At 38.8% G+C, this 14,139-nt stretch carries 8 protein-coding genes; 7 read left to right on the forward strand and 1 reads right to left on the reverse strand.

Annotated features, from left to right (window positions below; translation table 11 throughout):
• The first annotated feature begins 118 nt into the window (after positions 1-118).
• The 5 genes from NU887_RS01730 to NU887_RS01750 all read left to right on the forward strand — a co-directional run bounded on the left by NU887_RS01730 (position 119) and on the right by NU887_RS01750 (position 6,495).
• The gene (locus tag NU887_RS01730) at positions 119-1,360 is read left to right on the forward strand and encodes a PepSY-associated TM helix domain-containing protein (protein ID WP_258421627.1); all 1,242 of its coding nucleotides are present in this window, start codon (positions 119-121) and stop codon (positions 1,358-1,360) included.
• A 225-nt stretch (positions 1,361-1,585) separates the two neighbouring features.
• Positions 1,586-3,619, forward strand: coding sequence for a transglutaminase family protein (locus NU887_RS01735; protein ID WP_258421628.1), 2,034 nt, complete (start codon positions 1,586-1,588; stop codon positions 3,617-3,619).
• A 3-nt stretch (positions 3,620-3,622) separates the two neighbouring features.
• Positions 3,623-5,554, forward strand: a complete 1,932-nt coding sequence (locus NU887_RS01740) for a DUF3857 domain-containing transglutaminase family protein (RefSeq protein WP_258421629.1) — start codon at positions 3,623-3,625, stop codon at positions 5,552-5,554.
• A 309-nt stretch (positions 5,555-5,863) separates the two neighbouring features.
• Positions 5,864-6,055 carry a hypothetical protein gene (locus NU887_RS01745; protein ID WP_258421630.1) on the forward strand — a complete coding sequence of 64 codons (192 nt, stop codon included), beginning with the start codon at positions 5,864-5,866 and terminating at the stop codon, positions 6,053-6,055.
• Positions 6,056-6,261: 206 nt separating this feature from the next.
• Positions 6,262-6,495: a hypothetical protein gene (locus tag NU887_RS01750; protein ID WP_258421631.1), complete on the forward strand. Its 234-nt coding sequence runs from the start codon at positions 6,262-6,264 to the stop codon at positions 6,493-6,495.
• Positions 6,496-6,724: 229 nt separating this feature from the next.
• On the opposite strand, the gene mtaB is transcribed toward NU887_RS01750, so the two are convergent.
• Complete coding sequence (mtaB, locus tag NU887_RS01755; protein ID WP_258421632.1) at positions 6,725-8,044, reverse strand: tRNA (N(6)-L-threonylcarbamoyladenosine(37)-C(2))-methylthiotransferase MtaB; 1,320 nt, start codon at positions 8,042-8,044, stop codon at positions 6,725-6,727.
• A gap of 233 nt (positions 8,045-8,277) precedes the next feature.
• On the opposite strand from mtaB, the gene NU887_RS01760 reads away from it, so the two are divergent.
• Both NU887_RS01760 and NU887_RS01765 read left to right on the forward strand, forming a co-directional pair.
• The gene (locus NU887_RS01760) at positions 8,278-10,440 is read left to right on the forward strand and encodes a glutamine synthetase III family protein (protein WP_258421633.1); all 2,163 of its coding nucleotides are present in this window, start codon (positions 8,278-8,280) and stop codon (positions 10,438-10,440) included.
• A 551-nt stretch (positions 10,441-10,991) separates the two neighbouring features.
• Positions 10,992-14,117 (forward strand): SusC/RagA family TonB-linked outer membrane protein, encoded by a 3,126-nt coding sequence (locus NU887_RS01765; protein WP_258421634.1) that lies wholly within the window; start codon positions 10,992-10,994, stop codon positions 14,115-14,117.
• Positions 14,118-14,139 lie beyond the last annotated feature (22 nt).

Genomic DNA, 14,139 nt, shown 5'->3' on the forward strand with positions numbered 1-14,139 from the left:
TATTCTTTTTTAGATTTAATCTAAATAGATATCTTTGTGTCGGTGTTGATTTTGAATAAACCCTTGATATCAGGATTCAATACCCATTTGATTTTAACACCGATAAATGTTGTTGACAATGACAAATTCCAATAAACCTAAATCCACATGGGAAAAAACGAGAAAGTTTTTCAATGACATCCACCTTTGGGCTGGACTTATCAGTGGGCTTGTTTTGGTAGTGGTATGTTTCACAGGTACTGTTTATGTATATAATACTGAAATCAGGGAATCTGCTGCCAAACATCTTTATCAGGTTTCACCAGAAAAGGGAGCAGCAAGACTAGGATTAAATTTCATTTTGGAAAGCACCGCAAAGCAGGTTGAAGGCAAAGTCATTTCTGTTTCCGTTCCTTTTGAAGCCAATAGGTCAGTGCAGATCAATGTCAAAAAGGAGGGAGACCAAAGCCGGTCAGGTACAACTTATTTTGTAAATCCATACACAGGAGCAATTTTGGGGAATAATTCGGAACCTTCTTGGGCGGATAATTTGATGAAGGATTTGTTCAGCCTTCACAGGTGGCTGATGTTGGACAGGATCGAGAAGCCTTTGATAGGCGAACTTCCCAACCGAACCCTAGGCAGTTATATCACAGGGACAGCAACCATTCTTTTTACCATTGGAGTGATTACAGGGATGATTATCTGGTTTCCAAGAAAGATCAAAAACTGGAAACAGGGATTGAAAATTAAAACCGGGAATTGGAAAAGAACAAACCATGACCTGCATAATTCACTTGCTTTCTACTCGATCATTTTCTTGTTTATGATGGGAGCGACAGGTCCATTTTGGTCATTCCCATGGTATAGGGAGGCTTTACAGAGATCACTTGGGACTTACAAAGAACAGCCAACTGAAAACCGTTCTGGTAATGCAAATACAAAAATAGATTCAAACGGAGAACAATCAGAGGCTTTAGTACCTTTAGATCTTGAAAAAATTGTTCAGGTATCAGACAAATTCCTTGACTATGAAGGAAGTTATAGAATATCCTTTCCACAAAAACCTGAAGACATGATCAGTATAAGTAAGTATAAAGTTGGTTTTTTTGCTCCCGCAGCAGCTGACAAAATTCAAATGAAGTCTGATTTGGAAATTGATGAAGTTCAGATATTTAAGGAAAAGCCCTTTAATGAAAGAATTTCTTCCTCGATTAAATCAATCCATATTGGGGACGTCTATGGGTCATTTTCCAAAATCCTTTACTTTTTAGCTTGCTTGGTAGCTACCAGCCTTCCGTTTACAGGTACATTGATCTGGATCAATAAGATGAAAAAGAAGAAAAAAACTGCCCAAGCAGCCAAAGAAGTGTTGGTATGATTTTGAACTGTAGATGAATTTTTCTTAAAAGATTCATTCAAAAGCGCCTTATAATCCCGGAAATCTGAAAATTTTCATAGAATGTTTTGATTTCACATCTGATTAAAAAATTATCAGATTATAAATCAATCAGTTATAATTGAGGATCAAAAAATACCCAGTTCTGGGTATTTTTTGTGAACTAGTTTGTTTCTAGTTTTCATAGCATATAAATCACCCAATGCTATGAAAAAACTAAGATTTACCTTTTTGGTAATTTTTCTGTCCATGACAGTTTTCAATTCTTTTGCTACTATAAATGAAGGATTGAAGTTTGGTAAAATCCCTGATGAATTAGTAACCATGAAAGTGTATGAAGCCGATCCTGATGCAGAGGCGGTGGTGCTTTCCGATATTGGTGATACAAAAATCGCTTTTTCGGCAGGGGCAGGTTTTCAGATTACTTACAGGCTTCATAAAGTAATTAAAATACTGACCAAAGGAGGAGTTTCCTATGGGGATTTCCAGATTCCATACTACTCCATTCCCGGTAGGACGGACTTGGTTGGTGGTATTAAAGGGTTTGTTTACAATGAATCCAATGGTAGCATTGTCAAGGAAAAAATAGGGAAAGAACATGTGTTTGAAGAGGAGGTTTCCAAAACCTACAGGATCAAAAAAATATCAGCACCTAACATCAAAGAAGGTTCTGTAGTTGAGCTTTCTTATGAAATCACATCGGATTTGTTCAGCTATTTGAGAGAATGGGAATTTCAAAACGAAATCCCGACAAGATGGAGTGAATATTCTTTGGAATATCCAGAGTATTTTTCTTTTAGTCAAAGTGCTCAAGGATTTGAGCAATATGCCATCAACGAGCAATCTGAAGGAACAGGAAGTGCAAACTGGTCTGAAACTGAAAGATCCGGAGGAAGGGTTGCACAAAGTACAACCACCAATAATTCAGTCAATTTTTCGACAAAGAAGTACCATTGGGCGATCCAAAATGCGCCTGCACTCCGTCCTGAACCCTATATCGACAACCCCCAAAGCTATTCGACCAAAATTGAGTTCCAACTCCAATACTTACAGTTTCCAAACAGTCAGAGACAGACTTTTTCGGGTAGTTGGAATACCATGTCTGAAGAACTGCTCAAAGATCCTGAATTCGGAAAATACCTTGAACGCAATAAGTTCGTCCAGGAAATCGTCCCACAGTTGATCTCCGCAGAGCAAAGTGAGCAAGAAAAGCTGATTGCAATTTCCGACCATTTGACCAAAATGGTAAAGTGGAACGGAAGTTATAGCATTTATCCGACTCAATCCTTAGAGAAGGTATATAATGGAGGGAAGGGGAATTTGGCAGATATGAATTTTTTGTTGATCGCGTTTTTGAGAGAAGCGGGCTTTGACTGTCATCCGGTCGTAGGTTCTACAAGGGGAAGCGGTTTCGTGAACCCCGGAAACCCAGTCATGTACAAGTTAAATTATTTGAGTGCTTTGGTAAAAACCGCTGACAAAGAATTTTTAATGGATATTTCAGACCCTTCTTTGCCATTTGGATTTTTGCCCATTAATGGGATGAATTTTAGAGGATGGGCAGTAATCCCCAATAATGCTTCCCGTTGGGTAGACATTTTTAATACCATTCCAACTACCGAGACAGCGATGATTACTGCCAAAATGGAGGATGACCACATGCTATCATCCATTCAAAAAACTACCAAAGGTTATCAATCTTCCCTTATAAAAAACAAAATCAATTCAACAGGCGAGGATAAATACAAGCAAGAAATGACCGATGAATTTACAGGCGGTGAATTGATCTCGATCCAGTTTGAAAACCTTGATTCCAAAGAAAAAGGTATTGTCGAAAAGTATGAAATCAAAACCAACGAAGGAGTTGTCCTTTCAGGGGAAAATATATACCTCAATCTTTTTGAAAACAGTTACCTCTCCGAAAACCCATTCAAATTAGACAGCAGGGTTTTTCCCATTGATTTTATTTACCCGCAAAAGAGACAGGTGATTTTGAACTTAGATATTCCTGAAGGATATGCTGTGGAAGAAATGCCACAATCCATCATGACCCAATTCAATGAAAAGGCAATTGTTTATTCCTTTAGGATAGCCCCACCTTCAAATGGAAGAATCACAATTATGCTGAGTTATCAGGTAAATGAAACATTATTCAAAGCAGAAGAATATCAAAATCTTAAGGAGTTTTTTGACCTGATAGCCAATAAGCAGAAGGAAGCAATCGTCCTTAAAAAGATCTAGGCCATGAAAAGAAATTCGTTTTTAGGTGGTGTTATTGTTTCTTGTATTTGTCTGTTTGCAGGAAATCAGGATTCTTTTGGTCAGAAATATGCAACCGCCACGATAAATCCCGAACAGATTATCAACGCCCCGGCTGTCATCAGGGAAGACATTCAGGAGGTGGTAGTGGGTGCATCAGGTGAATTCATATTGAAAAATAAACTAGTAGTCACCATATTTAAGAAAGAGGCCAATGACTTGGCTGTCCTTCAAGTGGATTACGAACCAAAAATCAAAATAAAAAGCATCAATGGCAATGTGTATGATTTGATAGGAAACACTATCAAAAAAGGAAGTAAGAGCGATATCAGTGATTACAGTAATTTCAATTCATTTTCAATATATGAGGATAACCGGATCAAAGTGATGGATCTCCGTCAATTGAATTTTCCATACACAGTGGAGTTTGAATATGAAGTGGAATATCCGAATTTGTTTTTCCTCCCTAATTGGTATCCCCAGTCTTACCCCAAAATCCCTGTAGAAATAGCCCAAGTCAAATACATTTATCCAAAAGCCAGTAAGCTTAGATTTTTCACACAAACCATCGATGAAAAATACCTCAGTACAAAGGAACTTGAAGGTGGAATGGTTGAGAAGTCTTGGAAAATTGAAAACATTGAAGCTTTTGAACCTGAAATAATGCTACCTCTTGATGAAAATCCAACAAAGGTATTATTTGTAGGAGCTTCGGAATTTGAGTATGAAGGGTTCAAAGGTGACCTGAGTTCATGGGAATCCATGGGAAAATGGATCGGTTCCCTGAATTCTGGCAAGGATGTTTTGACCCCACAATTAAAGTCTAAGGTAAATGAACTGGTAGCAGGTCTTGAAACAACCGAAGAGAAAACAAAAGCGATCTATGAATACCTGCAGAAAAATACACGGTATGTGAGTATTCAGCTAGGCATAGGTGGATTTATGCCTTTTGAGGCTTTGACTGTAGAAAAATATGGCTACGGAGACTGTAAGGCCCTCTCCAACTTTATGGGGGCGATGTTGAAAGAAGCCGGTATTCAGAGTAATTATGCCTTGATATATGGTGGCGAAAGCAAGCGCAAGGTTTATGAAGAATTTCCGAGAAGTTACTTCAATCACGCCATTCTAGCAGTTCCGGACGGGAAAGATACCATTTGGTTAGAGTGTACTTCTCAGACCAATCCTTTTGGATACCTTGGGAATTTTACCTCAGACAGGCATGCCTTATTGATTACCGAAAACAGAGGAAAATTGGTCCGAACACCAAAATATGGCAAAGAACAAAATACACTGTTCCAAAAAGCTGATTTTGAAGTGGATGAAACAGGAAAAGCAACAGGGAATTTACACTTTGAAAATAGCGGTCTTCAGACTGAAAATGGAAGTTTGCTGACTGTGGCAGGATTGTCAGCTACTGAGAAAAAGGATTGGCTGCTGACCAATTTGACACTTTCATCTTTTGACGTTGTCGATTTTAATTTCTCACCTGAAATGAGTTCTCTGCCCACTGTCAAAGTCGATGCGAAGATTATGGTGAAAAGCATTGCCAGCAAATCCGGCACCCGTATCTTTTTGCAGCCCAACCAATTGAATGTATATTCCATGAAGATTTCCTCCAAACCTGAAAGGAAAGCCTCTTTTGAAAGGCGTATGGGTTTTATTGACGAGGACTTGATTACCTACCAATTGCCTGAAGGTTACAATCCTGAGTCTGTTCCTTCCAAGGTCTTATTGGAATCCGATTTTGGGATTTATTCTGCCGAATACCATCTTGAAGAAAGAAGTCTCGTCTACAAGCGAAAACTGGAAATGAATGATGGTGTCTATCAGGCCGGCCAATTTCCTGCTTTTGTGGATTTTGTGACCAACATCGAAAAAGCAGACAAGACCAAGGTGGTGTTAAAGAAGGTTCAGTAGGCTAAAAAATTCAATGGCCTGCCTGGCGTAGAAAGGCATTGGCGCTAGGCGGAGTTTGTAACTACGCTTACTTATAATTTAGGATTTGTAATTCAATAAACTACAATTACCTTTCGATTAGAGGTTTTTGATTTGTATTCAATTACAAATTGAATATGTTAAAGAGTGGAATTACATGCCAATAGCTATCGGCACCCACCCAGTCCTAGCATCAGGCGTTTGACTACACCCAAGTGGGGATAATGTCATTTACAACATCCACGACACGATCTCTAATTTTTTTTTGAAATACCGAAAATTCTTCAAGTAATGGAAAAGGAAAATTTATACACCACCTTAATTCTTTTGGAATCGTTATTTTTCCCATTCATCATAGGAATGGCTGGTACTGGATTTATTCCAATATTAATTTCCAAGTTTATCCTTGTTTTTTTGCTCGTTGGTGTGTTTTTCTTCATGATGAAAGCCATTCGAGAAATTAAATTAAAAAACAAACGATGAATATCTTATCAGTTAATTTTCTTTATAGTGTTATGTTGGAACTTTATTTTTATCATTCCATACCTTATCTATGGTTTTGATTTATGTCCGAATTGTCCCTAGTAAAACCAAATAGGGTAAATTCAAGTTTATTGGGTACGAGGAATTAGTTCAGGTTTCCATTGATATGCTGACCTATACTTTCTGGGGAGGAATTCATTTATGGGATGTGCTTGAGCAGGACTGGATATTTTTATATTTACTTATCCATTGACAGTAATGTCGGTTCATATGCGTTCTTCCGAAAAATCGGGACAACTTTTGACGATTTCAGCATTCAGGTACCGGAGAGTTTCATTGTCCAGCCAACAGACTATTATCCATTTGGTCTAGTAGCTAAAACATACATTAGAGTAGGTGAAAAGGCTACCAAAAATCCCCTTTTCCCCGTCAGGGCGTAGAAAGGCGATGGCGCTAGGCGTAATTTGAAATTACGCATTTTTCTTTTTTTGAATTTGTAATTCAATTGATCTTGAACTATCTTTCATTTGAACGTTTTGTTGAATAGTCCCATTACAAATTGGAAAAGATAAAAGGGGAAGGACAAGGCGTGTGGAAATGATCCCATTGGTTCCGTTAGCTCGGAATTAGCCTTGGGCAAGGGGCTGGGGGTTCAATAGGCGAAAAAATTCAATGCCTTTCGTACATCATCTCTGGTTCAACGGCTTCCACATTCCCTTTTTCATTGATTTCGCTGAGGGTGACGGTCTTCAGTTCATTGATTAAAATCGGATCGTACTTGGCTGCTACCCTGATATAATTTTCGGTAAAGCCGTGTATTTTCCCATCCTCTACATCCTCTTCGAATAGGACGGTAAAGGTTCTTCCCAGATTCTCCTGATAAAATTTTCTCCTTTTCTTTTCTGAAAGAATCCTGAGCATTTTTGAGCGCTCATTTCTCTTTTTGATTGGTACGACCCCATCCAATTCCACTGCACGGGTATTTGCCCTTTCGGAATAGGTGAAAACATGGAGATAAGAAATATCGAGTTCATTCAGGAAATTGTATGTTTCCAAAAACAGTTCGTCTGTTTCACCCGGAAATCCCACAATCACATCCACGCCGACACAGCAATGCGGCATCAGGGATTTGATTTTGGAAATCCTGTCTTCGTATAATTCCCTAAGGTACCTTCTTCCCATGCTTCGGAGAATGGTATTGCTGCCGGATTGAAGGGGAATATGAAAATGAGGGACAAATCTTTTGGAAGTCGACACAAATTCAATGACCTCATTGGTAAGCAAATTGGGTTCAATGGAAGAAATCCGGAACCTTTCTATTCCTTCAATCTCGTCAATCGCCATCACAAGGTCTGCAAACCTTTCTTTTCTTTTCCCTTCCTGAATACCAAAATCTCCGATATTGACTCCTGTCAAAACCACCTCTTTTACTTCTGTGGCGGCAATTTCTCTTACTGAAGTCAGGATGTTATCGATGGTATCGCTCCGGCTTTTTCCTCTTGCCAAAGGGATGGTGCAAAAAGCACATCCATAATTACAGCCATCCTGCACTTTCAAAAAGGTCCTTGTCCGGTCATGCATGGAGTAGGCATTGTTAAAAATATTTGCCTCTTGGATTTCGGATGCCAAGACTTTGGTTTCCTGTTCTTTGGCAAATCCATCCAAAAGCTCGATCAACCTGAATTTTTCTGCAGCGCCCAATACTGCGTCAACGCCATCTATCTCAGAGATTTCCTGCGGCTTCAATTGTGCATAGCAGCCAATTATGGTTACATAAGAGTTGGGGGAAATCTTTTTGGCTTCTTTGACGATTTTTTTACACTTCTTGTCTGCGTTTTCGGTCACAGAACAGGTATTGATGATAAAAATATCAGGCGTATTGTCGAAGTCGACCTTTTGATAGCCTTTCGCTTCAAACATCCTGCTGATGGTGGAAGTTTCTGAATAATTTAACTTACAACCTAAAGTATAAAATGCAACTTTTTTCACGCTAACCTTTCTTTTTACCGATCGCAAATTTAATTATTATCATTCAGTTTTCAATTTTCTATTTTTTGAGATGAAAATGCGATTTTTTCAGCCACATTAAGGATATTTTGAGCCATTTAATTAAAAAAAATGTAAATTTTTCAAAAAACTACTTCATTTGAAACCCTTTTGCTTTGAAATTGATATAATTTCATATTTTTGTGGGTATATAATCAAACCACTTATTGTAGAAAATGGCAACTTTAAGACAAAAAGCGCTACTAATGGCCCAAGGCAGGTCAAAAGTTACTGTAACACCACCTTCGAGCAAGATTTCCGATTATTATGGAAGTAATGTTTTCGGCACCAAGCAAATGAAAGAGTCTTTGGCCCCATCCGTATTCAAAAAAGTAATGGAGGCGATCGACAAAGGCAGCAAGATTGATCCCTCAACTGCAGAAGAAATAGCATCTGCAGTGAAAGTATGGGCGCTATCCAAAGGAGTTACCCACTACACCCACTGGTTTCAGCCTCTTACCGGCTCTACTGCGGAGAAACATGATTCTTTCTTTGATGCCCATGCAGGATTAGAAAAATTTAAAGGTTCTGCTTTGGTTCAACAAGAACCTGACGCATCCTCATTCCCACATGGCGGTATCCGTTCGACTTTCGAAGCAAGGGGTTATACAGCTTGGGATCCATCTTCACCGATTTTCATTTTTGATAAGACATTGTGTATTCCTACCATATTTGTCTCCTTTACAGGGGAAGCGTTGGATTACAAGACACCATTGTTGAAATCCATGGAAGCCATTAATTCTGCTGCGGTGGAAGTTTGTCAGCTATTTGACAGAAATGTCAGAAAAGTGAGCCCTTCCTTAGGTGTGGAGCAGGAGTATTTTGTGATTGATAAAGCCCTATTTGCAACAAGACCTGATTTGGTGATGTCCGGACGTACAGTTTTTGGACATAACCCTGCAAGAGGCCAACAGTTGGAAGATCACTATTTCGGATCTATCCCTACCAGAGTGAAGGATTTCATGATGGATTTTGAGATCGAAGCCCACAAATTGGGAATTCCTGTCTCTACCCGTCACAATGAAGTAGCTCCGGGTCAGTTTGAAGTTGCTCCTCTTTTCGAAGAAATCAACAAAGCCATCGACCACAACCAATTGTTGATGGATCTGATGGACAAAGTTGCAGAAAAGCATAATTTGAAAGTTTTGTTCCACGAAAAACCGTTTGCAGGTGTTAATGGAAGCGGAAAGCACAATAACTGGTCTTTGATCACTGACACAGGTGTCAATCTATTCCAGCCAAGCAGTTCGGCAAGAGAAAACCTTCAGTTCCTGACTTTTGTGGTCGCTACTGTAAAGGCAGTTTATGACCATGCGGATTTGTTGAGATCAAGCATCGCTTCTGCCAGCAATGATTTCAGATTGGGAGCAAATGAAGCACCTCCTGCTATCATGTCTGTGTTCCTTGGCTCGACATTGTCATCTGTTTTGGATGAATTGGAGAAAAATGGAAATGTTAAAATCGAGAAAGGTGATAACATGTATATGAAATTAGGTATCTCTAAGATTCCTGAAATCATATTGGACAATACTGACCGTAACAGAACTTCGCCTTTTGCCTTCACAGGAAACAAATTTGAGTTTAGAGCGGTTGGTTCAGGCGCCAATTCTGCAGGACCGATGACGGCTTTGAACGTGATCGTAGCCGAGACATTAAGGAACCTTCTGAAAGACATAGATAAAGAAGTCAATGCTGGCAAGGAAAAGAAAATTGCCATTGTCAATGTATTGAGAAAGTATATCAAGGACAGCAAAAAAATAAGATTTGAAGGTGATGGCTACTCAGAAGAGTGGGCCAAAGAAGCTGAAAAAAGAGGTTTGTCAAACTTGAAAAGTACACCGGCCGCTTTGGATATTTACCATGATAAGAAAGTAGCTGAGTTGTTTTCCCGACACAATGTTTTGAATTCCAAGGAGCTTCATGCAAGACATGAAATCATGTTGGAAAATTACATTAAGAAAGTTCAGATCGAATCCAGAGTTATGGGTGATCTTGCTTTGAACCATGTAATTCCAACTTCTATCTTGTATCAAAATAAACTGATCGAAAACGCAAATGGGTTGGCAGGACTTGGCTTGGACAATACTGCTGCCATTGAAACCATTAAGGAAATCAGTAAGCACCTTGAATCGATCAATAAAAACGTTCACGACATGACTGAAGCAAGAAAGCAGCTTAATAAAGAAGAGGATATTGTCAAAAGAGCCAAAGGATATTGTAATGATGTCAAAGAAGCTTATTTCGATAAAATCAGGTATGCTGTTGACAAACTTGAATTGGTTGTCGATGATGAATTGTGGCCTTTGGTCAAATATAGAGAGATGTTATTCATCAAATAATTTTAAAAACCGCCGAAAGGCGGTTTTTTTTTGTCTTAATCGAGTCAAAAAAAACTACAATTCAAAAAGAAGTCAAAGTTCTTTTTGAATTTTTTTTATAAAGTATATAAAAACCTAGATTACCTTTAAATTGGATATTGGAATTGAAAACGATAGTTGGGCGTAATCAATTGGTTTTGAGCGGGTATTTGACTTTTTAAATGGAGAAAAATAAACAGAAGTATTCCATGTACAAACAGCCTTGCTTGGTAAAGCATATATAAATTTATTTGCTAAACCGATTTATTAAATATAATAAATCGTAAAAGTCTTTGAACTTAATTAAAAAAAATATTTAAATATTTTTAACAATAATTTTTTTTAGATACATTTACAGATAGCAAATCTTTCATTAATTCGATTTTGGCATATAATATTTTACTGTTTGATTGAAAAATATCAGATCATTCTAATTAATACCTAAATCCATTCAAAATAAAAATTTTATAAAAGAAATTAAACAATTATCCAAATACCCTAAACCAATAAAATGTAACCTTTAAATAATTCCTATGAACAGAGTTGTACTATTAATGTTAGCGATGGTCATGATTTTTGCCTCAGGTTTTGAGGCATATGGCCAAAGCCGAGTTCTTACCGGTAGGGTAGTGGATTCTACCGGAGAACCGATTCCAGGGGTAAACATCCTGGACAAGCAAGTAAACACAGGTACTACCACCGATTTGGATGGTAAGTATTCTATCTCGGTGACCAATACATCCGTGTTGGTATTTTCTTTTATAGGGTTTTCCGCCCAAGAGTTTGTGGTTGGTAACAGGACTTCCTTAGATGTTAGCTTGCAAGAGGATATGTCTGATCTTGCCGAAGTTGTTGTCACTTCTTTTGGTATGGAAAAAGACAAAAAAGCACTTGGCTTTTCCGTAACCCAAGTAAGTGGAGACAAATTTACTGAATCAAGAGCGGTTAACTTGGGTAACGCTTTGACAGGTAAAATCGCAGGTGTGAACGTTTCTCCTCCTGCTTCAGGTGCCGCAGGTTCTACCAGGGTAGTGATCAGAGGTGGTTCTTCTTTGACCGGCAATGACCAGCCTTTGTATGTAGTAAATGGTATGCCTATTGAAACAGGTAACCTCGGAAGTGCAGGTATGTGGGGTGGAAATGATGCCGGTGACGGTCTTGCTTCTATTAACCCTGATGATATTGAAAGTATTTCTGTTTTGAAAGGTAATGCTGCGGCTGCACTATATGGAGCTAGGGCTGCTAATGGTGTCGTTTTGATCACTACCAAAACCGGTAAAGCGAGAAAAGGTATTGGTGTAGCATTGAATTCTAATATCACATTTGATAACGTTCTTGACTTTACTGAGTACCAAAGATCATATGGTCCAGGTATAGACGGGGTTATTCCGGCTTCTTCAGGTCAGGCATTGGATGCAGGAAATATTCATTGGGGTGGAAGATATAATGGAACCAGTACTCCTCAGTTTGATGGTGTATCAAGACCATATTCTCATACAGGTGAAGGATTGAATGCTTTTTATGAAACAGGTTATACCCTGAATAACTCAGTGGCTCTAAGTGGAGGAAACGAAACCGGCACTTACAGATTTGCTTATTCAAACTTGAATAACAGTGACATCATGCCTAATGCAGGATTCAAAAGAGACGTTATCAATTTGAATGTCAACAGTAAATTGAAAAAACTTACGCTTGATATGAGTGGTCAGTATTCAAAGCAAAATGCGCAAAACCGTCCAAGACTTTCGGATTCCCCTGGTAATGCCAACTTTTCGATGATGACAAGACCTGGAAACCTTCCTCTTTCAGCAATGAGAGGTCCAACAGACAAATTGGGAGCTCAAGAAGATGGGTTTGAATTAAGATATCAGCCAAACGTTTTCCAAACCAACCCTTATTGGGCAGCTTATCAGTTCTATAGAGAAGATGTGACTGACAGGATTTTGGGTAAGGTGTCTTTGAGATATGACATTACAGATTGGTTATATATCATGGGTAGAGCAGGTACTGATTATCAAGCAAGAACAGATGACTCATCTGAAGCATATGGTACAGCCTATAAGCCAAGAGGTGACTACAATGTAAGCAAAAGAACAATCAGGGAAGATAACATGGATTTGTTCATCGGAGCTCAAAAACAATTCGGTGACATCTCTTTAGATGCATTGGTCGGTGGAAACAGAATGAGAAGATCATTTGAAAGCCTTTCAGGTGGAGGAAATGACCTTGTTGTTCCATTCTTCAGAAGTGTGAGAAACGTAGCTGCACCTCAAGTAGGTTATGGCTTTAATGAGCAAGGAATCAATTCAGTATTCGGTTATGCTAACGTTGGATACAAAAACTTCCTATTCTTAAACCTTACTGCCCGTCAGGACCAATTCTCAACCTTGTCGCCCGCCAACAGCAAATTGTTTTACCCATCAATAGGTACAAGCTTTGTGCTATCAGATGTAGTTGAATTGCCAAAAGCATTCACTTTTACAAAATTCAGAGCATCTTGGGGTCAAACAGGGGGCGGTGCTCCAAATCCTTATGCGCTTAACTTGACTTATGGTCTTGTTGGATCAGGTCACTTAGGTGGTAGTTTGGGACAAATCAACAACGGTTCAATCCCCAATGCAAACCTTAAGCCTTACCTATCTACCGAATATGAATTCGGTGCTGATTTACGATTCTTCGAAAACAAGATCGGCTTGGACGTGGCTTATTATAGCAGAAACACTACAAATGATATCCTTGCAACCGGTATCTCTGCAACTTCAGGTTTTGGATCTACTATCATCAACATCGGTGAGTTGACAAACAAAGGGGTTGAATTGTTATTAAACGTAGTTGCTTACCAAAGGAAAGATTTCCAGTGGGACTTCTCTTTGAATTATGCCAACAACCAAAGTAACGTAGTAAGCCTTGGAACAAACGCCAAAGGAGAACCAATCGATTTCATCAACCTTGATGAATCCAGATTGAGAAGAGAAAGAATCCGTCACATTGTAGGTCAGCCTTTAGGTATGATTGCTGGTTTCAAACAACTGACAATCGATGGTCAAAAAGTTTATGACGACAGAGGTCTTCCTGTACCTACCAATGGATTAGAAACTATCGCAGAAGGTCGTCACCCTATTTCAGCTGGGTTTGTTAATAATTTCAGCTACAAAAATTTCAGGTTGATGGTATTGCTTGATGGTAGATTTGGTGGACATTTGGTTTCTGGAACAAATTATTTTGCCTACAACAACGGATTACATGAGGAAACTTTGGCAAGCCGTGAGAATGGTTTGACTGTTTCAGGTGTAGATGCAAACGGTGAGGCAAGGACTTGGAATATTCCAGCAAATTCTTCTGACCCTACTCAATTCTTGATTGACGATTATTTCAACAGATATGCTCAGATTACTGAGAACATAGTGTATGATGCCTCTTTTATCAAGTTGAGAGAATTCTCTTTTGGATATTCACTTCCTGGAACACTTTTGAGCAAAACACCTTTTACTGCTGCATCGGTTTCATTGGTGGGTAGAAACCTTGCTTTGATTTGGTCAAAGGTTCCTAACATTGATCCTGAATCTGCCTACACTGTCGGAGGTAATTCCCAAGGTTTGGAGTTCTTCGCTATGCCTACAACCAGAAGCTTTGGATTTAATATCAACCTTAACTTCTAATAGGGATGTTTAACAAACTAAT

This window comes from Aquiflexum gelatinilyticum (genome assembly GCF_024741135.1).
GTDB classification, from domain to species: domain Bacteria; phylum Bacteroidota; class Bacteroidia; order Cytophagales; family Cyclobacteriaceae; genus Cognataquiflexum; species Cognataquiflexum gelatinilyticum.

What these genes read in the sequence shown, in the direction of transcription:
- NU887_RS01730 (WP_258421627.1), top strand. Translation starts at nt 119, where the DNA reads ATGACAAATTCCAATAAACCTAAATCCACATGGGAAAAAACGAGAAAG.
- NU887_RS01735 (WP_258421628.1), top strand. Translation starts at nt 1,586, where the DNA reads ATGAAAAAACTAAGATTTACCTTTTTGGTAATTTTTCTGTCCATGACA.
- NU887_RS01740 (WP_258421629.1), top strand. Translation starts at nt 3,623, where the DNA reads ATGAAAAGAAATTCGTTTTTAGGTGGTGTTATTGTTTCTTGTATTTGT.
- NU887_RS01745 (WP_258421630.1), top strand. Translation starts at nt 5,864, where the DNA reads ATGGAAAAGGAAAATTTATACACCACCTTAATTCTTTTGGAATCGTTA.
- NU887_RS01750 (WP_258421631.1), top strand. Translation starts at nt 6,262, where the DNA reads ATGTGCTTGAGCAGGACTGGATATTTTTATATTTACTTATCCATTGAC.
- NU887_RS01760 (WP_258421633.1), top strand. Translation starts at nt 8,278, where the DNA reads ATGGCAACTTTAAGACAAAAAGCGCTACTAATGGCCCAAGGCAGGTCA.
- NU887_RS01765 (WP_258421634.1), top strand. Translation starts at nt 10,992, where the DNA reads ATGAACAGAGTTGTACTATTAATGTTAGCGATGGTCATGATTTTTGCC.